At 69.4% G+C, this 19,805-nt stretch carries 21 protein-coding genes and 1 pseudogene; 14 read left to right on the forward strand and 8 right to left on the reverse strand.

Translation table 11 applies throughout. From position 1 onward, the window contains the following. Positions 1 to 22 precede the first annotated feature (22 nt). The gene (gene map, locus QBE02_RS01385) at positions 23 to 805 is read right to left on the reverse strand and encodes a type I methionyl aminopeptidase (RefSeq protein ID WP_279366819.1); all 783 of its coding nucleotides are present in this window, start codon (positions 803 to 805) and stop codon (positions 23 to 25) included. A gap of 118 nt (positions 806 to 923) precedes the next feature. Between map and QBE02_RS01390 the strand changes: the two genes are divergently transcribed. From QBE02_RS01390 to QBE02_RS01425, 8 genes and pseudogenes are all read left to right on the forward strand, one after another. After that, positions 924 to 1,415, forward strand: coding sequence for an MFS transporter permease (locus QBE02_RS01390; protein ID WP_279366820.1), 492 nt, complete (start codon positions 924 to 926; stop codon positions 1,413 to 1,415). A 186-nt stretch (positions 1,416 to 1,601) separates the two neighbouring features. After that, complete coding sequence (rplS, locus tag QBE02_RS01395) at positions 1,602 to 1,949, forward strand: 50S ribosomal protein L19 (RefSeq protein ID WP_056232294.1); 348 nt, start codon at positions 1,602 to 1,604, stop codon at positions 1,947 to 1,949. A 144-nt stretch (positions 1,950 to 2,093) separates the two neighbouring features. After that, complete coding sequence (gene lepB / locus QBE02_RS01400) at positions 2,094 to 2,843, forward strand: signal peptidase I (protein ID WP_056232298.1); 750 nt, start codon at positions 2,094 to 2,096, stop codon at positions 2,841 to 2,843. Then, entirely contained in the window at positions 2,840 to 3,493 is a 654-nt protein-coding gene (locus QBE02_RS01405) for a ribonuclease HII (protein ID WP_279366822.1), read from the forward strand. Before lepB ends, QBE02_RS01405 begins: the two co-directional genes overlap by 4 nt. Positions 3,494 to 3,579: 86 nt before the next feature. Further along, on the forward strand, positions 3,580 to 3,903 hold the full coding sequence (locus QBE02_RS01410; protein ID WP_055836674.1) for a DUF2469 family protein: 324 nt from the start codon (positions 3,580 to 3,582) through the stop codon (positions 3,901 to 3,903). Positions 3,904 to 3,995: 92 nt separating this feature from the next. After that, entirely contained in the window at positions 3,996 to 4,358 is a 363-nt protein-coding gene (locus QBE02_RS01415; RefSeq protein ID WP_056232302.1) for a YraN family protein, read from the forward strand. Continuing rightward, positions 4,355 to 5,278, forward strand: a pseudogene (locus QBE02_RS01420) (ATP-binding protein); the annotation flags it as partial. The gene QBE02_RS01415 and the pseudogene QBE02_RS01420, both read left to right, overlap by 4 nt. A 226-nt stretch (positions 5,279 to 5,504) precedes the next feature. Next, a complete protein-coding gene (locus QBE02_RS01425; protein ID WP_279367842.1) occupies positions 5,505 to 6,899 on the forward strand; it encodes an ATP-dependent nuclease in 1,395 nt (464 codons plus the stop codon). Positions 6,900 to 8,241: 1,342 nt separating this feature from the next. On the opposite strand, the gene QBE02_RS01430 is transcribed toward QBE02_RS01425, so the two are convergent. From QBE02_RS01430 to QBE02_RS01455, 6 genes are all read right to left on the reverse strand, one after another. Continuing rightward, entirely contained in the window at positions 8,242 to 8,520 is a 279-nt protein-coding gene (locus QBE02_RS01430; RefSeq protein WP_279366823.1) for a hypothetical protein, read from the reverse strand. Beyond that, a complete protein-coding gene (locus tag QBE02_RS01435) occupies positions 8,517 to 8,930 on the reverse strand; it encodes a hypothetical protein (protein ID WP_279366824.1) in 414 nt (137 codons plus the stop codon). Before QBE02_RS01435 ends, QBE02_RS01430 begins: the two co-directional genes overlap by 4 nt. Positions 8,931 to 9,032: 102 nt before the next feature. Next, complete coding sequence (locus tag QBE02_RS01440) at positions 9,033 to 9,932, reverse strand: P22 phage major capsid protein family protein (protein WP_279366825.1); 900 nt, start codon at positions 9,930 to 9,932, stop codon at positions 9,033 to 9,035. A gap of 355 nt (positions 9,933 to 10,287) precedes the next feature. Then, entirely contained in the window at positions 10,288 to 10,509 is a 222-nt protein-coding gene (locus QBE02_RS01445) for a hypothetical protein (RefSeq protein WP_279366826.1), read from the reverse strand. Between the two features lie 182 nt (positions 10,510 to 10,691). After that, entirely contained in the window at positions 10,692 to 11,426 is a 735-nt protein-coding gene (locus QBE02_RS01450) for a hypothetical protein (RefSeq protein ID WP_279366827.1), read from the reverse strand. Between the two features lie 256 nt (positions 11,427 to 11,682). Next, on the reverse strand, positions 11,683 to 13,332 hold the full coding sequence (locus QBE02_RS01455) for a recombinase family protein (protein ID WP_279366829.1): 1,650 nt from the start codon (positions 13,330 to 13,332) through the stop codon (positions 11,683 to 11,685). 81 nt (positions 13,333 to 13,413) lie between these two features. Here QBE02_RS01455 and QBE02_RS01460 point away from each other — a divergent pair, with 81 nt between their 5' ends. From QBE02_RS01460 to QBE02_RS01475, 4 genes are all read left to right on the forward strand, one after another. After that, positions 13,414 to 14,031: an ATP-binding protein gene (locus tag QBE02_RS01460; protein ID WP_279366830.1), complete on the forward strand. Its 618-nt coding sequence runs from the start codon at positions 13,414 to 13,416 to the stop codon at positions 14,029 to 14,031. A gap of 226 nt (positions 14,032 to 14,257) precedes the next feature. After that, positions 14,258 to 15,199: a DNA-processing protein DprA gene (dprA, locus tag QBE02_RS01465; RefSeq protein WP_279366831.1), complete on the forward strand. Its 942-nt coding sequence runs from the start codon at positions 14,258 to 14,260 to the stop codon at positions 15,197 to 15,199. A gap of 63 nt (positions 15,200 to 15,262) precedes the next feature. Further along, entirely contained in the window at positions 15,263 to 16,258 is a 996-nt protein-coding gene (locus QBE02_RS01470; RefSeq protein WP_279366832.1) for a tyrosine recombinase XerC, read from the forward strand. A gap of 162 nt (positions 16,259 to 16,420) precedes the next feature. Beyond that, complete coding sequence (locus QBE02_RS01475) at positions 16,421 to 17,038, forward strand: hypothetical protein (protein WP_279366833.1); 618 nt, start codon at positions 16,421 to 16,423, stop codon at positions 17,036 to 17,038. 14 nt (positions 17,039 to 17,052) lie between these two features. On the opposite strand, the gene QBE02_RS01480 is transcribed toward QBE02_RS01475, so the two are convergent. After that, positions 17,053 to 17,556, reverse strand: a complete 504-nt coding sequence (locus QBE02_RS01480; RefSeq protein WP_279366834.1) for a murein hydrolase activator EnvC family protein — start codon at positions 17,554 to 17,556, stop codon at positions 17,053 to 17,055. A 315-nt stretch (positions 17,557 to 17,871) separates the two neighbouring features. Here QBE02_RS01480 and rpsB point away from each other — a divergent pair, with 315 nt between their 5' ends. Continuing rightward, positions 17,872 to 18,744, forward strand: coding sequence for a 30S ribosomal protein S2 (gene rpsB, locus QBE02_RS01485; RefSeq protein ID WP_279366835.1), 873 nt, complete (start codon positions 17,872 to 17,874; stop codon positions 18,742 to 18,744). A gap of 153 nt (positions 18,745 to 18,897) precedes the next feature. Next, the gene (tsf, locus tag QBE02_RS01490) at positions 18,898 to 19,725 is read left to right on the forward strand and encodes a translation elongation factor Ts (RefSeq protein WP_056230918.1); all 828 of its coding nucleotides are present in this window, start codon (positions 18,898 to 18,900) and stop codon (positions 19,723 to 19,725) included. Positions 19,726 to 19,805 lie beyond the last annotated feature (80 nt).

Genomic DNA, 19,805 nt, shown 5'->3' on the forward strand with positions numbered 1-19,805 from the left:
CCGCGGCATCCGGGATCATCCGTCAGTCGACGCCCAGGAACGAGCGATCGGTCAGGACGATGGGGCCACCGGCGGTGATCGCCACGGTGTGCTCGGAGTGCGCCCCGCGCGATCCGTCGGCGCTGCGCAGCGTCCATCCGTCGGGGTCGGTGATCAGCTCGTCGGTGGTCTGCAGGAACCACGGCTCGAGCGCCAGCACGAGGCCGTCGCGCAGCGGGTAGCCGCGGCCCGCCTTGCCGTCGTTGGCGACGTGCGGGTCACCGTGCATGGTGCGGCCGACGCCGTGGCCGCCGAAGTCGGTGTTGATGCTGAGGCCCTCGGCGTGGGCGACGGCGGCGATCGCGGCGGAGATGTCGCCGATCTTGCGGCCCACGCTCGCGGCCTCGATCGCGGCGGCCAGCGCGCGCTGCGAGGTGTCGATGAGGGCGAGGTCCTCGTCGCGAGCGGTGCCCACGACGAACGAGACGGCGGAGTCGGCGACCCAGCCGTCCACGGACGCGGCGAAGTCGAGCGAGACGAGGTCGCCGTCGCGCAGCACGTAGTCGTGGGGGAGTCCGTGCAGCACGGCGTCGTTGATCGACGTGCAGAGCACCTTGCCGAAGGGGCTCGCGCCGAAGGACGGGTGGTAGTCGATGTAGCACGACTCCGCGCCTGCCGAGCGGATCATGTCGTGCGCGCGACGGTCCAGCTGCAGCAGGTTGGTCCCCACCTTGGTCTCGGCGCGCAGCGTGGCCAGCACCTCCGCGACGAAGCGTCCGGCGGGGCGCATCGCGTCGATCTCGGCCGGGGTGCGCAGTTCGATCATGGGTGGTTCCTCTCGCGTCGAACCTCCATTGTCCCCGATCCGCGGCGCCGCCGCCCGATGCGCGTGCGCCATAGCCTTCTCAGAGGCGAAGCACATGCGCGAGCCCTAGTCTCGGGTCATGGCGTTGCGACGGATGTTCCTCCACTGGCTGTTCCCGGCCGCGTTCGTTCTGCCGCTGTGGCTGTTCGTCGGGTGGATCGTCTTCTCGGGAGGCAGCGCGTGGGGCCTGCTCTGGCTCTTCGTCGCGATTCCGGCCGTCTTCATCTCGCAGCTCGTGCTGACCCTCATGGTGCGAGCGCGGGGGAGTGTGCGCGAGAACCGCGCGGTGTCGTGGCGGGATCTGGCGGGCCTGGGCATCTGGCAGATCGTGATCGTCGCCCTCGGCTTCTTCGACTCCCGGGTCTTCTTCCCGCTGCTCGTGCTGTCGATCGCGGGAGCGCTGGTGTTGTTCTGGTCGTCTCTCGCGCAGCTCTGGAACGAGGCGCGCGGCGCGGTGGCGGTGCTGCACACGACCGACGGGACCGCGTACATCCCGCCGCCGCGCGAGAGCCGCGAACAGACACGGGATGCTGAGGTCATCGTCGTTCCGGAGACGCGGCGCCCCGACTGACGTCGTCGCGTGCCCGCGGCGGAGCGCACCGTTTTGGCGGGTCGGCCTGCGCGTGGCAGAATGGTCGCTTGTGCCCTGACCGGCTCTGCCTCAGGGGAGTCAGCTGCTTCGGCGGCTTCGGGCACGCCTCACCTTTTTCCCTCTTATCGTGCGATCGACCTGTGGCGGTCGCAGGAAGTGATGATCATGCAGATCCTCGACTCCGTCGACGCGGCTTCGCTCCGCTCCGACATCCCCGTCTTCGGCCCCGGCGACACCGTCAAGGTGCACGTCAACATCACCGAAGGCAACCGCTCGCGCATCCAGGTGTTCCAGGGCGTCGTCATCGGCCGCTCGGGCGACGGCGTGCGCGAGACCTTCTGCGTCCGCAAGGTCAGCTTCCAGGTCGGCGTGGAGCGCACCTTCCCCGTCCACAGCCCCGTGATCGACCACATCGAGGTCGTCACCCGCGGTGACGTGCGTCGCGCCAAGCTGTACTACCTGCGCAGCCTGCGTGGCAAGAAGGCCAAGATCAAGGAGAAGCGCGACCGCTGAGTCCGCTCTCTCGAACGCCCCGTGGGTTTCACTCGCGGGGCGTTCGGCGTTCTCACGGCGTCGTCGGTCACGGGGCGGCTCCCCGATGTGCGACCCTGGTTCCTGCGGTTCGCTCGGTGTGCGTCGAACCCGGTGAAGGAACACATGAGCGACCAGACCGCCTCGACCCCGGATGCCGTGGCATCCCGCTCCGCCGGACGGCGTCGACGCGGATGGGGGGCGTTCTTCCGCGACCTGCTCGTGATCGTGCTGATCGCGCTCGTGGTGTCGTTCCTCGTCAAGACCTTCGTCGTCCGCTCGTTCTACATCCCTTCGGCGTCGATGGAGAACACGCTGCTGATCAAGGACCGCATCCTCGTGGACGAGCTGACCCCGAAGTTCGGTCAGTACTCGCGGGGTGACGTGGTCGTGTTCCGCGACCCCGGTGGATGGCTGCCGCCGAGCCCCACCGAGCAGCGGTCCCCGGTGGTCGAGGGTGCCGACTGGGTGCTGTCGCTCTTCGGACTGTCGGCTCCCGACAGCGACGATCACCTCATCAAGCGCGTGATCGGCACGGCGGGCGACCACGTCGTCTGCTGCAACGCCCTGGGGCAGACGACGGTCAACGGCGTCCCGCTCGACGAGTCGTACGTGCGGCTCGCTCCGGGGGCGACTGCGCCCGAGCCCGTTCCCTACGACATCACGGTGCCCGACGGCTCGCTCTGGGTCCTCGGCGACAACCGCAACAGCTCGCGCGACTCGCGTTTCAACCAGGATCAGCCCGGGCAGGGCTTCGTCCCCGTCGACAACGTCGTGGGACGCGCGTTCCTCATCACCTGGCCGTTCACGCGCTTCGGTCTGATCGACTTCCACCACGAGGTCTTCGCGGGGGTCCCCGCGCCGGGAGCGCAGTGATCGAACCCACCCTCACCCTCGAGCGCCGTCTGCTGAAGGAACACGCGATCGTCATCGCGTGCGACGAGGTCGGGCGCGGGGCCCTGGCGGGCCCGGTGGCGGTCGGGGCCGCGGTCATCGACCCGGCACGTTCGCGCAAGCGCGTGCCCGCGGGGCTGCGCGACTCCAAGCTCGTCCCCGAGGCGCGCCGCCCCGAGGTGGCCGCCCGGGCGGCCGCGTTCGTCCAGCACAGCGCCGTCGGGTGGGCGAGCTCGGTCGAGGTCGACGAGATCGGCATCATCCGGGCGCTGGGGCTCGCGGCCGTCCGCGCGATCGCTGATCTGCGCGCTCACGGCGTGGTGCCCGAGGAGGCCCTCGTCATCCTGGACGGCAACCACGACTACATCACGCCGGCGGGGGAGTCGGAGCTGACGGTGCGCCCCATCATCAAGGCCGACCGTGACTGCGCGAGTGCGGCCGCGGCATCCGTCATCGCCAAGGTCGCACGCGACACCCTCATGACGGGACTGCACGACGACCACCCTGCCTACGGGTGGGCGCGAAACAAGGGCTACGCGAGCCTCGATCACCGCGAGGCGATCACCGCGCACGGAATGAGCGTGCATCACCGGCACTCGTGGGCCATCGCCGCGGCCCCGACGCTCTTCTGACCCCGCTGCGGACACGGCGCTCGAACGCGCCCGGGCGGCTGCACCGTGCGGCCGGGGCGACGGCGCGCGCCTAGGATGGAACAACCATGGATGACGACGTCTTCGAGGACTACGACCGCGAACTCGAGCTGGCCCTGTACCGCGAGTACCGCGATGTCGTGCGCCAGTTCACCTACGTGATCGAGACCGAGCGCCGGTTCTATCTCGCGAACGACGTGAACGTCGTGCGGCGCGACACCGAGCACGACTTCTACTTCGAGATCTCGATGACCGACGTGTGGGTGTGGGACATCTACCGCGCCGACCGCTTCGTGAAGTCCGTGCGCGTTCTCACCTTCAAGGACGTCAACGTCGAGGAGCTCTCGCGCCACGATTTCCAACTGCCCGACGAACTCTCGCTCGACAACTGAGGTTCCTCCCCAGCCGGATCTTTCCCCGGGTTGTCCACCGATAGGTCCCTCCGCTCCGCGAGAGGGGGAGGGTGGATGCCACGCTCTCGGGCATGGCAGCGAAAGACGAACTCGGCAGAGCAGGCGAAGATCGCGCCGTCGCGTACCTGAGGGACGACGGCTACCGCATCCTCACGCGCAACTGGCGGTGCGATCAGGGCGAGATCGACATCGTCGCCGCGCGCGACGACACTCTCGTCGTGGTCGAGGTGAAGACCCGACGCACCGAGGACTACGGCCACCCCTTCGAGGCCATCGACGCCCGGAAGGCGCAGCGGCTCTGGCGCCTCGCCATGGCGTGGTTGGCGGCCCACCCCGAAGAGGCGAGGGGGCGACGCCTTCGGGTCGACGCGATCGGCCTCGTCGGTCCCGATCCCGCGCGGGCGCGCCTTGAGCACCTCGAGGACGCCCTGTGACCCTCGCGCGGACCTGGGCGGTGGCGTTGTCGGGGCTGCACGGCGATCTCGTCGAGGTCGAGGCCGACGTGTCGTCTCAGACCCCGGAGTTCTCGATCATCGGTCTCGCCGACAAGGCCCTGGGCGAAGCCGGTCGGCGCGTGCGGGGCGCGTGCACCAACCGCGGCCTCGACCTGCCCAAGCGTCGGATCACCGTCAACCTGTCGCCCGCGAGCCTGCCGAAGCGCGGGTCGGGGTTCGACGTGGCGATCGCCGTGGCCGCCCTCGCGACCTCGGTCCGGATGGATGCCGCCCGCGTCGCGCAGACCGTGCACATCGGCGAACTGGGACTCGACGGACGACTCCGACCCGTTCCCGGGGTCCTGCCGGCGGTCGTGGCGGCGCAGCGCGCCGGTCATCGGCGCGTGGTGGTCCCGGCGGCCAATGCCGCGGAAGCGGGACTCATCGAGGGGATCGAGGTGTTCGCCGCCACGTGCCTCGCCGACGTGGTGAGGTGGCACGGCGGTACGAGCGACGCGCCCGACCTCGAGCCGGTCGAGGCGCCCGCCACCCGCGCAGACGAGGAGGAGCAGCTCGACCTCGCCGATGTCGTGGGGCAGGGTGACGCCGTAGACGCCCTCGTTGTCGCCGCGGCGGGCGGGCACCACCTGCTCATGAGCGGCCCGCCGGGCGCGGGTAAGACGATGCTGGCGCGCCGGCTCCCCGGCATCCTGCCGCCCCTCGATGACGAGGCGGCCCTCTCGGTCGCGTCGGTGCGCTCCCTGTCCGGCGAGGCGGTGACCCGGTTGTCGCGGACGCCCCCGTTCGAGAGCCCCCACCACGGGGCGACCGCCGCGGCGCTGATCGGGGGAGGCTCCGGCGTGGTGCGTCCGGGGGCCATCGCCCGCGCGAGCGAGGGAGTGCTGTTCCTCGACGAGGCGAGGAAGACCAAGCTACCCGACGATGCTTAGTGGTCGTAATTTCCATTCGTGGTGTTGCACAGGGGTCGACTCGTGAGCCCGATAGTCTCCTCCTGGGCCGTGCGAACGCGCGGCTGCGATCAGGGGGGAACACATGGCATCTGAACCGCCGACGCTTGCGAAGCTTGCATCGCAATGGGCTACCCAGCGAACCGGACCGAAAGGATGGCCACAGTTCTTGACCTCCGTGCAGTTATCGGGCCTGCGCGGTTGGACGGGCGAAATTGTCGACTTCCGGTTTCCGGTTGTTGCAATCGCGGGGGAGAACGGTTCGGGAAAAAGCACAGTGCTGAAAGCGGCAGCCACTGCTTATACCGTGCCCAAGGGGGGGCAAGGGAAGACGGCGCTCACGTACTCTCCAGATGACTTCTTTCCAAACACGCCTTGGGAGAATGTCACCGCGGCCACCTTGGCGTTCACCTACCAACTCGGTTCAGTGGTCCGAAACGGCTCCCTCCGGAAAAAGACGACTCGATGGCGCGGCATGCCGGACCGACCCTCGCGAGAATTCTATTTTCTGGACATCGCGAGAACACAACCGGTGAACACGCTGATGGGCTACGGGAAACTGGCTCAACAAAGTCTCGCCAGTGCAGAGGCGCGGAAGTTTGAAACCGACACAATTGGCCGCCTGTCGCGCGTGCTCAAACGCTCTTACGGCGACGCGGAGATGGCGCGCGAGAGCGGTAAGCAAGTCGGCATCCTCGAACACCGAGGAACTCGTTACTCCAACTTTCATCAGGGCGCGGGCGAGGACGCCACGCTCGACCTTCTGGCTCTTTTCGAGGACGTTGGCAACAACTCGCTCGTAATCATCGACGAGGTTGACGCGACTCTGCATCCGAGAGCGCAGAGACGCTTGATGACTGAACTGCTCGAGATCGTCTCAAAGAAGAAGTTGCAGGTGATTGTCTCAACGCACTCGCCATACATTCTGGAATCGCTGCCTCCCGAGGCTCGGATCTACGTCGCCCAAACACGGGACGGGGCGAGGGAAATCATCTACGGGGCAACCGCCGAGTACGCCCTCTCGCAGATGGACGATTTTGCGCACACCGAGCTCACCGCATACTGCGAGGACACTCAGGCCGGGGACTTGATTCTGGCGCTGCTTGGTCGAATCAACCCAGACGCCATACCTCGCATCGACATTCGGAGCGTCGGTCCTGCGAGTGTCGTGAAGGCTCTCGGCGAGGTTGCCGACTCGAACCGTTTTGATACCCCTACCGTTGCCGTACTCGACGGAGACGAAAGTGTCTCACGCGGTTGCATAAAGCTCCCGGGCTCATCGGCCCCTGAACCCGAGGTCATCAACTCATTCGACCAGGTGGCCTGGGAATCCCTCGCTGTTCGACTTGGAACTGGGGTGGGCGAGCTTCTGGACGCCGTCGACGACGCGCGAGCCATTCCGAACCACCACGCGTGGGTCAAAGACATTTCGAGGTCGCTCGGTGGGAGGCACCGGCCAAGCCACATTTGGCAGGTGTTCGTCGATCATTGGGCCAACGAGGTGGTGAAGGAAAAGGACGCGGTCGAGTTTGTGAATGATCTAACCGCCGCGTTGCCAGAGATCTCTGTGTAGCGTGACCGCTCATCTGCGGTAGAGCCGCGGCGTCCGCGACGAAGGGGCTCTGTCGCAAACATGACTGGTCTCGAGGAGGAACAATTCGGCGAGAACTTCTTCACGAAGCTCCGACGATGCTCGGGGGCGCGGCGCCTAGAAGAGATTTGGGCGGAGGTTACCGCCTTGCGGTCCGATCTTCGTCCGTCGTGGCAAGCCATGACTCGCCGCGCGATCCGGCAGCCCGTCGATTCCGCGGTCCGCCTGGCTATTGAGACGCGCGGTACAGTGCTCGATAGCTCGTCACGAGCGCCTCGGCGGAAGAGATGTACGTCGAGGTCAAATGGTGAGTCCGCGAGCTCTCTCGAATCACCGTGACTCGAAAGGAAGCCACTCACGCCAGAGGCTCTGCGGGTCACTGACACGACACGCAGCGCAAGTTGGCGAGCAGGGCGCCAGTCAATCCGGCCCAGCCCATAACGCAGAAAGGCCCCCCACCTCTTTGAGAGATGAGGGGCGGGCTCACGTGAAGGAACTACCTTAGAGCGCAGATTCGAGGTTCGGACTGCTCGGTTTGAGCGGTATCGAGTCTGCGGCGGGCGGCGGCGCGAGTTGACGCAGCGCCGGGGGAAGGGGTTGGCGTCGTCGGCGTCCGCCGCGACGGCGCGGCGGCCCTCGGCGAAGCGTACGGGGCCTGCAGGACAGCGTCGGCGAGGTTGGAGATGTCGGGCAACTGCGACGAGCCCAGCGGGGCATCGCGCGTTCAGTGCCGCTGTCCGATAGGGGCCCCGTAGGTGGAGTCGCGGGGTCAAATAGAACGCTGGGAGGGCCTTAGGTACAAGTTTTCCGGCCGGTTTCTATTCCGGAAATGGTGGGCGCGTCGCCGGGTTGCTGTTGGAATTACGAGGGTCCGGGAGCATTGCGGTGGCGGCGGCGCTGAGAAAAACTGAAGCCAATGCGCATGCGTTGGCAGACGCTATGCCGCACCGGGGAGCAAGCGACCGGGGGGAGGGGGGTCACTCCCCACCCCGTCGCGCGGTTCGGGCACCGGGCGTGGGCATACACGCGCATACGCGGGGTGAGGGGTGCCGTGCCCGTCGGCGCGTCCAAGGAGACGAACGTGCGCCGACGGGCACAGCGGCGCGGGCGTCGTTGCCCGCGGTGGCTCGTCGCCCTCGATTCCCGTCCGAGGCACGAGCTCGCGCCGCAAGAGTCCCGCTCGTCGCGTGCTCTCGCTTGCTCAAAAGGGTGACGGACCGCAAGCTCACGGCACACGCGCTCATGACGCGTGTGCCGCGACTCTGCGCTCTGTGAGCGAGGAGTGTGCGAGCGTCGTCCCCATAGGTATGGGGAGGCGCCCGGGTTAGCGGTCCTCGAGCTCCTGGCGGCGGGGGGCATGGCCGAGCTCGATCCATTGCCGCACGAGGTGTCCGGTGAGTATCTCGGCGCGTTGCTCGACGGGCAGAGCGGCCCACGCTGCGCGCCCGTGGGGTGCGCGCAGACCCGCGGGCGCGCGCTCGGGCGAGGTCGTCGCGTAGTGGAGGCGGCGGGTGAGATGGTGGGCGAGGCGGTGGCGTTCGCGGCGCGGCAGGATGCCCTCGAGGTGATCGAGGTCGTCGACGGTGATGTGAGCGGGGTTCATCGTGCGAACTCTTCACCGTGCGTGCAGCTGGGAACGCGTGCTCGCGGCGATTTGGCCGACAGGTAGGAGCCGCATGCGCACGGCAGGTAGTACCGCGCGGGCGGCAGGTTCGGCGGCGCGGGTGACGCGTCCGGGGTTGCGTCGCGGTGTGGGGAGGTGGAGGGCGCGATGAGATTTGGAAGGCCGTGTCGAGCCGCTTCATGTGCGACGTTGGCGCGATAGGTCGCGATGGCGGCGGCGAAGATGGCGGCGGCTTGCGCGGGCCGTGCGGCTGTGTCGAGGGGGCGGAGCGCATCGCCGGAGCGGCGGGAGACGCGTTGCTTTCCGCTGCGGGTGAGGGAGTGGTAGTCGCGACGGAGCTCGAGCGGGAGCGAGCGGATCGTCTCGACGAGGTCGAGAGCGGCGGGCATGGCGGGGCCTTTCAGGTGGTGGGGAGGTTGCGGGGTGGCGAGCCCTGCCGCCCCGGGGAGGGGGCAGGGCTCGCGGGTGGCGCGTTTCGCCTCGGTGCGGGGTTACGCGCCCGAGGTGATGCGGACGGCGCCGCCGTGCTTGACGAGGTCGACGGTGCCGTCCTCGCGGTCGACGGGCAGCGGCATCGCGGCGACGGCGGCGAAGGTGCCGACGAGGGAGCGGTCGGCGGCGACGTTGCTGTCGTAGTCGTTGAGGACGCGGATCGCGAATGCCTCGCCGTTTGCGTTGTCCAGGATGGGCGTCGTGATGCTCGCGCCATATGCGGCGCCCTGCGGCACGACGGGGGCGCGCACGACGAGCGTGAACGCCGACGGGGTGAACACGATGAGGTCGCTTTCGGCGAGGCGGGTGGACTCGACGACGCGGATGCCGTGCACCTTGTCGTCGACGAGGGCGCCCGCGTCAAGGAGGTCGGTGTAGACCGAGGCGCCCGCGGCGGCGATAAGCGGCGCGTCGGCGCCGACGCCGTTGCTGCGGAGGAGGCGACGGGCGCTGCTGATCGCCTTAGCCGGGTTGGTGCCGGAGTAGGTCACGCCGGTCTCGGCGGGCGTCGCCGACATTGTCGCGGCGGTGAGTGCCTCGATCTTGGCGGCGATGGCGCGGGCCTGCGGGGCGAGCACTTGCCGTCCGTAGTTCGCGATGTTGAGGGAGAGGTCGCCCTCGGACAGGATCGCAAGGTTGTAGAGGTGATCGGCGAGGGTGACGTCGATGTGCTGCTCGGTGAGCTCGTCGGCGACGAGCGCGGTCGTCTTATCGAAGATGTCCCTGCTGCGGGTAGGGATCGCTGCGGGGACGGGGACGCGGACGGTGGCGCCTTGGCCGGGGTGAAACTCCGCCGCCACGTCGCTTGAGATGAGTGAGGCGAGGTTGAAGTCAGCGCCAACGAGCTTGGCGGCGATGATGGCGACGTTGTTGATGTCGAGGTTGAATTCGTTTGCCATAGGTGGCTTTCCTAGTGGAGTCGGGGCGCGGGTGCGCCGGGATGAGGGATGGTGGATGGCCGTGCCTTGACGGCGGACGCGTCGCGCCTTGGCGACGTATCAGGGGGGTGCCCGGGTGATCTGTCGGGTGCGCGGGCCTTGCCGTGCGGTAACGGTGAGCTGGGCGGGGAGCGTGAGCTCGCTGCGGGTGGCGGCGAGGTTTACACGGCGTGCCCGCCGTCCCTCGTGCGTTAGCTAGGCGCGGTGCGGCGGGCGGGCGGAACGTGTCGCCGGGTGGCGGCACGAGAAACTTGGGCGGACGGCTCCCGTCAGGAGATACCGCCCCGTGTGCCAGGCGTGCCCGGAGAGCGAAGAGCTAGGGGGCGAGGAGCGCGACGGCGGACCGTGCGATTCGCTCGAGGGCTATGACGTCGCCACTCGAGAGTGCGCGCTCGGCATCGGCGGCGAGGTCGGCGCGGGCGGCGATGCGGCCCTCGCGGCGGTGCGCGACACGGCAGGCGGCGCGGCAGAACTTCCCGGGCTGGGAGAGGTTGGCGGCGCGTCCGCATCGCGCGCAGGCAACGGAGTATCGGGCCATGCGGTGACTCCTCAGTTCGTGGGCGGCGTACGTACGCCCGGAGAGCGAATGAAATAGCCTCGACGGCGTCGTCGAGGCTTTCGGGCGTGCCCGAGCGGCCAGGCGGGTAAGTCTCTCGGTAACCGGGAGATGTTTCCTTGGGTCATTAGAAGATGACGCCCGGGTGCTCACGCGACCGCGGACTATGTGCGGTGCGTGCGGACGAGCTCGGCGAGTGCTTCGGGCGGCACACCGATGAGGGCGGCGACGCGCTCGAGGTCGGGGCCGGTTGCGACCACGAACGCGAGTGCGGGTCGGTAGTAGTCCTCTCCGCGGAGGCGGCGGGTCGGTCCCCATCGGCGTGCGGCGAGCGCGCGCAGGGCGTCGGCGCTGAGGTCGCCGGGTGAGCCCGCGAGGATGTAGGCGCGCACAAGGTCGGGTCGCTTAATTCGATCGTCGGCGTCGTGCAGCGCAAGCCAGGCCGACGGGAGCTCTCGTGCCTCGAGAACGGGGTCGACGGGGAGGTGCTCGGCAACGCGTGCGGCGAGTACGGCGGCGGCCTCGGGTGCGGCGTGAATCGCGGCAGCGGTCGCGCGAAGGGAGGCGCGGAGGGCGGGAGTTGCGCCAACCTTGTCGAGCTCCTCCGAGAACGAGAAGAGGTCGTCGGCGTAGCCGTCGAACGAGGCGGCGATGAGAGTGGCGAGCTCGTCGAGGAGCACAGCGAGCACGCCCGCGGGACTCTCGGCACCGTTGCGGGCGAGTGCCGACGGTAGGCCTGGGGTGCGCGTGTATCCGCGCGCGGCGAACACTTCCGCGATCAATTCGGCGTCGAGCTTGTCGAGCGGCCATGCGGCGCCGGTCGGGGGTAGCGGCCACGGCGACGAGGCGGGCTCGTCGGCCCACGCAAGGAGGCGTGGGGTTGTAGTGAGGTTTTCCATGATCGGAGAGGACGCCTCAACCCCTTCGGGTGCTCACCCGGCGACGGGGGTGGGGAATGTGGGGATGGAGGACGGTGGGGATTAGCGGTCAGGGGACGCTTAGAGACGAGTGGTGCTAGGGCAGCGTCCCAGCGTCCGCCTGAGCCATCCTGCCGCGTGATTGCGCGGTTTTGTAGGCGGACGCTGGGGCGGACGGTGGGGCGGACGCTGGGCGGACGCTGGTGCCTGAGGCAGGTTCTACGGCATCCTCTCGGGCCTACCGGGTGGGGATGTCGGCCCACTTGATCCGACCCCAGTAATCCGTCGGTGCGAGGTGAGGCTCGTCGATGTCTATTCCCCGGTCGCGATTCCATCCGACCTCGATGCGGCGGCGGTCGAGCGGTGCGCGCGAGTCGAGGCCGGGCACGCGCGATACGGCGACGCGGACGATGACTTTTTGCAGATGTTCGCGCTTGGCGTCGAGGTCGTCGGCCAGGTCGCGCCACACGTCGCCGAGGGTGCGCCCGGTCGGGACGAGCTCGACTTCGTGCGTCGTCGTGGCAGAAAGCACTTCCCGCCGTCGTGCCTTGAGCTGGTCAAGACGCGGCACGAGTTGCGAGTAGTCGGCGCCGTCGGCTTGCATCGCGGCAGTGGCGTCAGCAATGGCTTGGGTGACGGCGGCGAGTGCAAGGGCGTCGTACGCGGGCGCGCTGCGCTGGACTTCCTTGAGCATGGGAAGCGAGCCAGCGAAGGCGAGAAACTTGCCCTCGATGTACTGCTCGAGGCGGGCGACCGAGACGTGTCCCGGCGACGTGCACGGGTTGAGCGCGTCCCCGGTCGCGGCGCACCGGAAGAAGAGCTCCTCGCGGTCGCCCTTGCGGCGCTTCTGTGCATAGAGCTTCCCATTGCAGCTTGCGCATCGAGCGATGCCCGTGAGCCACGAGACCGTGCGACGCGGCTGGACGCGGCCGACGCTCGGCAGACGCGCTTGCAGGCGTTGGAAGGTCGCGAGGTCGAGCACCGGCTCCCATCGAGTGATAGGCAGCCCATGCGCGTCACTGACGACGCGGCGCTCGAGTCGGGGGGTGCCGTCTGCGGCGACGATGGGCTCGCCGTCGGACGCCAGCACCGGCACGCGGCGCGTGGTACGTCCAATGAGGGTTTCCGACCGCCAGAGGTTGCGGACGGTAGTGACGCGCCACGAGCCGCGGTCGACGCCCTCCACGGGCTGATCAGCCTGTCGCGCTCGTCGCGCTTCACTCTGCGGGGTTGGCACGGCGTTGGCGTCGAGCCATACCGTGACGGAAGAGAGATACTCCCCGTCGATGAGCCGCTCCGCGACCGTTCGCACTATCTCCGCCTCGTACGGGTCGACCGCGAGCGACCTGCCGGGGCCGTGCGGGTTGTCGACGGCACGGTAGCCGAACGGGGCTTTTCCACCGAGAAATCTCTGCTCCTCTGGGCCGGTCTTGCTGAGGTGCTCGGAACGCGCGGCGAGGATGCGGGCGGAGGTGTTCTCCGCTTCCATCGCGGCGACCTCGGCGAGCACGGAGGCGACTATCCGCCACGCCTGCGCATCGGAGCGAAGACCGTCCTTCTTCGCGAAGAAGAGCGCGCGCTTGCGCTCCTTGAGGACGTCGATAAGGTCAGCCACGGCACGGAGACCTTGTCGACTCCATCGGTCGAAGGCCCATACGAGGAGTGTGTCGGCCTCGCCGGAGCGGAGGAGGTCGAGAGCGCGCGCGGCGCCGTCGCGGTCCTTTGTGCCGCTCTTCCCGTCATCGACAATCACGGCGGTCACTTCCCAGCCCTCGAGTTCGCAGAGTTTGCGGAGATCGCGCTCTTGGCGCTCGAGTGAGACGCTTTCATCTTTCGTGCGGCTGATGCGGCAGTACAGGACAGCGCGGCGGATAGTCGGAGTCGTCATGGTCGGGGGCCCTCTCTGATGTTCGCGATGTACTTGCGCTCAGAGAGGACGCCCAACCGGTGCGATCTGCTCGGTGGCTAGGTGATCCTCGACGAGGGCGGCGAGTTCCCGGCATCCGTTCTCGACGCCCTTCGTCAGCCCCTCGAGAACGGCGTGATTCAGGTGCACCGCTCCGGGGTCTCGGCAACGTACCCCGCGCGGTTTCAGCTCGTGGTGGCCACGAACCCCTGCCCGTGCGGCCAATACGGCGTCCCGGGTGGATCCTGCGAGTGCGCTCCGCAGGCGATACGTCGATACACGCGGCGCCTCTCGGGCCCGCTTCTCGATCGGATCGACATCGACCTGCGGCTGCAGCGCGTGTCCACCGCCCGGCACGAGAGCAGTTCCCGGACGGTGTCCTCGGAACGCGCGCGCGAGATCGTTGCCGCCGCCCGTGCGCAAGCCGCTCGACGGTGGGCCCAGACGCCCTGGAGGCGCAACGCCGATGTGCCGGGCACGTGGTTGCGCGGCCGGGCCGCCCCGTCGCCCGAAGTCCTGCGTCCTCTTGACACCGCCCTGCGCCGCGGCGCGTTGACCCTGCGCGGATACGACCGCCTGCTCCGCGTGGCGTGGACGGTCGCCGACATCGCCGGACACGAACAGCTCCGGTCCGACGATGTGGGCCGCGCCCTCTACCTGCGCCGAGGTGCGGGCGCATGACGCCCTACGAGGTCGACGAGATCGAGGCCGCACGCGCCCTCCGGGGCCTGCGGGACGACGATGACCAGGGGGGTGCCGCGGAGGCGTTCGCGCGGGTGGTGTGGAGTGTGCTGACCGAGCCCGGAGACGGGGTCGCGGGAAAACTCATCGCGGAACACGGACCGGTTCAGGCCCTGAGCGTGGCCACGTCCACGGGGCGTAAGGATCTCGGGGCGGCGCGCGCCCGGTGGTTGCCTCGGCTCCATCCCGACGCGATCGCGGCGGCGCTCGACGCCGCGCGGCGGTCGGGCACCTCGCTCGTCGTTCCGGTGACACCTCGTGGCCCGCGCGCCTCGACGATCTGGGGGAGCACGCGCCGGTCGTCCTCTGGCGCCGCGGAGTCGCCATCGAGGACGATTCCCCCACGGTCGCCCTCGTGGGCGCGCGAGCCTCGACGGCTTACGGGGAGGGGGTCGCGGCGGACCTCGCCGCCGACCTGGCTGCGGCCGGGGTGATCGTCGTCTCGGGGGCTGCGTACGGGATCGACGGGGCCGCGCACCGGGCGGCGCTGTCGACGGGCGGACCGACGGTCGCGTTTCTCGCCGGCGGCGTCGATCGGGCGTACCCGCGCGGTCACGAAGGTCTTCTCGCCCGGATCGCGGGAGCCGGCGCGGTCTGGAGCGAGACGCCCTGCGGGACGACGCCCACCAAGTGGCGCTTCCTCGCTCGCAACCGGCTCATCGCCGCAATCGCCGACGCCGTCGTGGTCGTCGAGGCGGGGTGGCGCAGCGGCTCGCTCAACACCGCCGCGCACGCCGCGAGCCTGGGTCGCGCCCTGGGCGCGGTGCCCGGTCCCGTCACGAGCGCGGCGTCGGCGGGGTGCCACCGCATCCTCCGCGAGTACGGCGGCGCGTGCGTGACGGGGGCTGCCGACGTGCTCGAGATGATCGGCGCGGGAGGACCCCGCGAGCACGGCACCACCGACCGCACCGACGACACCACCCGACTGCTCGACGCCCTCTCGGCGCGCTCCGGTCGGTCGACGCGGGAGGTCGCCCGCCGAAGCGGGATGTCGAGCGAGGAGGCCGGGGCGCTCCTCGGCTTCGCGGAGCTCGAGGGGCGGGTCGTCCGCGACAGCGAGGGGCTGTGGACGTCCGCCGGTCGGGGGGACGGGGGATCTCCGCGATGAGGGAAACGCCGATCGGCGCGCGTCGTCGCGCACGCGCGGCCGGCCGCCGGGCACTCTGGGGGGATGCAGTTGTCGGAGGCCGTCGCGGGATATCTCTCCCACCTGTCCGACGTGCGCCGACTCTCCCCGGCGACGGTGCGGGCCTACCGCGCGGATCTCGCGGACCTGATCCTGTGGGTCGGCGATCGCCCCCTGGGCGAGGTCGGCGTGGAGGACCTGCGCGAATGGCAGTGGCAGTCGGCCAAGTCGGGGCAGTCCAAGGCCACCGCCGCGCGTCGCGCGTCGACGGTGCGGGGGCTGTTCGCCTGGGCCGTCGAGGAAGAGTTGGTCAGGGTGGACCCGGCGCAGAGGCTGGTGTCTCCGAAACGCGGGCGCACCCTCCCCGCCGTCGCGACCACCGACGCGCTCGACGACGTCCTGACCGCGGCGGCCGAGCGCGCGGCGAGTGGCGATGCCGTGGCACTCCGAGACCACGCCCTCCTGGAGGTGCTCTACGGATCGGGCGCGCGCGTCTCCGAGGTGTGCGGTCTCGACCTCGACGATATCGATCACGATCGACGCACCCTGTTCCTGCGCGGCAAGGGCGGCAAGGACCGCGTCGTGCCGTTCGGACTCCCCGCCGCTCGCGCGCTGCAGGCCTACCTGGTGCGGGCCCGTCCCATCCTGCAGGCACGCCGGGTCGAGGCATCCGCATCTCCCGCATCCGGGTCGCGCCACGACGGAAGCGGGAGTGGCTCCCGCATTCCCGCCCGCGAAGCCGGGGCTGCGACGCGCCCGCACGAGCGCGCCGTGTTCCTGGGGGCGAAGGGCTCGCGTCTCGGGCCGAGAGTCGTGCACGCCCTCGTGTCGAGAACCGTGGCGCCGAGCGTGGGAGCGGACGTGCTCGGGCCGCACGCTCTGCGGCACTCTGCCGCGACCCATCTGCTCGACGGGGGCGCCGATCTGCGCTCCGTGCAGGAGATCCTCGGCCACGCGAGTCTGGGCACCACGCAGATCTACACCCATGTCTCCGCCGAGCGCCTCCGCGAGGCCTACCGACTCGCGCACCCGCGCGCTTGAGCGGTAGGCATGGGCGACCTCGGACGCACTGCACCCTGCACGGAGGAGACCGTCCTCGGCCAGCGCTCCGGCAGACCCGCCTCGCCGTCGGGTTCTCGCCGGGCGGCCCGTGACGTGTCCCGTATGCGTGCGCATGCGCGTCGGACCCCCTAGCGTGGAACCGTGATCTCCCGCCGCCTGGTGCCCGCTGCGATCGGCGTCGTCGCGCTCGTCGGGGTGCTCAGCGCGTGCAGCCTCGCCCCGGAGCCGGTCGAAACCCGTCTTCCTCCCGGGCTCGTCGCCTCGAGCCCTCCGCCCACGGTCGCCGTGCCCTCGCCCTCCGTCGTCACGACGTCTCCCGCCCCGGTCTCGTCGACGGCCCCGTCGGCTCCCGCCGCAGGATCCGGCACCGACGCCGTCTCGTGCGGCGACGGGGGAAGCCAGACCGTATCGGGGGCCGAGCAGAGCGTCCGCATCGTCGGAACGTGCGCCGAGCTCACCGTTTCGGGGTCGGCCCTCACCGTCGACGCCTCGGAGGCCTCGATTGGTACCCTCCGCATCTCTGGCGACCGCGCCCGCATCGACGCCGGGTCGATCGATGCCCTCATCCTGCAGGGCAATGACGGCTCGGTCCGTTCCTCGGGGGCGATCGGCAGCGCCGACCTGAGCGGCGATCGGTCCACGATCCAGGCGGGCGGTGCGATCTCGGCCGTCACGGTCCGCGGGCAGGACAACATCGTGAGCGCCACGGGCGGCATCGGCACCCAGACCGTCGAGGGCCGCGGCAACCGGATCGGATGAGCGGGCCCGCCGAGTCACCTCTCGCAGCAGGGCAGCAGCACCGCTCGCGGGACGCCGCCCAGCAGCCGCAGCGGATTCACGTACTCACCGTTCCACCGCACCCCGAAGTGGACGGTCGCGGGGCCGGCGTGCCCACCGTCGTCCACCCGCCCCACCGGTGACGCGCGCGCGACGAAAGCACCCACATTCAGGTCGGTGACCACGGGTTCCAGCGTCGTCACGAGGCCGTCGCCGTGGTCGATGGTCACGATGTCGCGCCCGGCTACGGCCCCCACGAAGGCGACGCGGCCATCCGCGGGGGACCGGACCGAATCTCCCGCGAGATCGAGCCCGCGGTGACCCGGACCGTACAAGTGAGCAGGGGCGATGAACGGCCGCACCACCCGGGCCGGAATCGCGGGCCACACCCAGGCGAGGTCGCCGAGCGGGTCGCCGTCGGACGCTTCAGCGGGCGGCGAGACGAGGAGCGTCGCCGTCAGAAGGGCGAGAGTGATGAGGCGGGCGGATGCCGGGATCATCCGCGAAGTCTTCTCTCCCTGGGTCCGCGCCGAGCGTGGTGGAGGTGAGACCGGGGAGAGTTCGCGCCCCGCACGCGGGTGGGGAGGAGCAGTCCTGTATGCTGGAGGACGCATCTCGCATGTCGGGATGACTCCGCGTGCCCACAGCGCATCGCGCCGCCCTCCGGGGCAGCGCACCGCGCGGCATCCACACCCCCTGGTCCTCCGCTTCAGCGGATGGCGGGTGTGCGCCGGGTACCAGGCTCGTCAGACGGATCGTCTGGCGCGAACAACCACAACCACGGTGCGAAAGCGCCCAGAAACAGGAGTACGACCATGGCCGTCGTCACCATCCGCCAGCTGCTCGACAGCGGCGTTCACTTCGGACACCAGACCCGCCGGTGGAACCCGAAGGTGAAGCGCTTCATTCTGACCGAGCGCTCGGGCATCCACATCATCGACCTCCAGCAGTCGCTCGGCTACATCGACAAGGCGTACGAGTTCGTCAAGGAGACCGTCGCGCACGGCGGCACCATCCTCTTCGTCGGCACCAAGAAGCAGGCGCAGGAAGTCCTCGCCGAGCAGGCGACCCGCGTGGGCCAGCCCTACGTCAACCAGCGCTGGCTCGGTGGCCTCCTCACCAACTTCCAGACGGTGTCGAAGCGCCTCGCCCGCATGAAGGAGCTCGAGGAGCTCGACTACGAGAACCCGGCCGAGAGCGGCTTCACCAAAAAGGAGCTCCTGCTCAAGAAGCGCGAGCTCGACAAGCTGCACAAGTCGCTCGGTGGTATCCGCAACCTGCAGAAGACCCCCTCGGCGATCTGGGTCGTCGACGCCAAGCGCGAGCACCTCGCGGTCGACGAGGCCAAGAAGCTCGGCATCCCCGTGATCGGCATCCTCGACACGAACGCCGACCCCGACGAGTTCCAGTACCCGATCCCCGGCAACGACGACGCGATCCGCTCGGTGAGCCTGCTCACGCGCATCATCGCCGACGCCGCCGCCGAGGGCCTCATCCAGCGCCACCAGCCCGCCGGTGAAGAAGAGGCCGCCGAGCCCCTCGCCGAGTGGGAGCGCGAGCTGCTCGAGACCCCCGCCGAGTCGACCGACGAGGCTCCCGCCGCTGAGGCGACCGAGGCCCCGGCCGCCGAGTCGACCGAGGCCGCCGAGACCGAGGCCGCTGACGCCGAGGCAACCGACAGCAAGTAAGCCGCGAGGCGTTCCGTTCTCCTCCGCGTGAACGGCCCGCTACCCGCACAGGCTACGATCCGGCGGGGTCGTGACAGCTCCCTCTTCGGAGGGTGGCGACACGGCCCCGCCGGGCTCACATCTAGAACGCAAACGACAAGGAGACGCCACACCATGGCAAACTTCACGATCGCCGATATCAAGGCGCTGCGCGAGCAGCTCGGCACGGGCATGGTCGACACCAAGAAGGCGCTCGAAGAGGCTGACGGCGACGTCGAGAAGGCCGTCGAGATCCTGCGACTCAAGGGTGCGAAGGGCAACGCCAAGCGCGCCGACCGTTCGACCAGCGAGGGCCTCGTCGCCGCCCGCGAGAACAACGGTTCCGTCACGCTTCTCGAACTCGCGTGCGAGACCGACTTCGTCGCCAAGAACGAGCGCTTCATCGCTCTGGCCGACAAGGTCGTCGACGCAGCCGCCGCCGCCGGTGCCGACTCGGTCGAGGCCGCCCTGGCCGCCGACGCCGACGGCAAGACCGTCGAGCAGCTCATCTCGGACGAGGCCGCGATCATCGGCGAGAAGGTCGAGCTCCGTCGCGTGCGCACCATCTCGGGCGACAAGTTCGAGGTCTACCTGCACAAGACCAGCAAGGACCTGCCCCCGCAGGTCGGCGTCGTCCTCGCCTACTCGGGCGATGACGCCGAGACCGCTCGCTCGATCGCGCAGCACATCTCGTTCGCCAACCCCTCGTACCTCACCCGCGACGCCGTTCCCGAGGCCGACGTCGAGAAGGAGCGCGAGATCGTCACCGAGATCTCCCGCAACGAGGGCAAGCCCGAGGCCGCGCTGCCGAAGATCGTCGAGGGCCGCGTGAACGCGTTTTTCAAGCAGGTCTCGCTGCTCGACCAGGACTACGCGAAGGACAACAAGCTGTCCGTCGCCAAGGTCGCGTCCGACGCCGGTCTCACGCTGACCGACTTCGCCCGCTTCAAGGTCGGCGCGTAACCCTTCGACAGGCTCAGGGCCCGTCATGAGGCCCGGGATGCCACGGCATCCCGGGCCTTTTCCCTGCCCGCGTCCCATAT

Origin of the sequence: Microbacterium testaceum (assembly GCF_029761935.1) — a bacterium.
Taxonomy (GTDB): Bacteria; Actinomycetota; Actinomycetes; order Actinomycetales; family Microbacteriaceae; genus Microbacterium; species Microbacterium testaceum_A.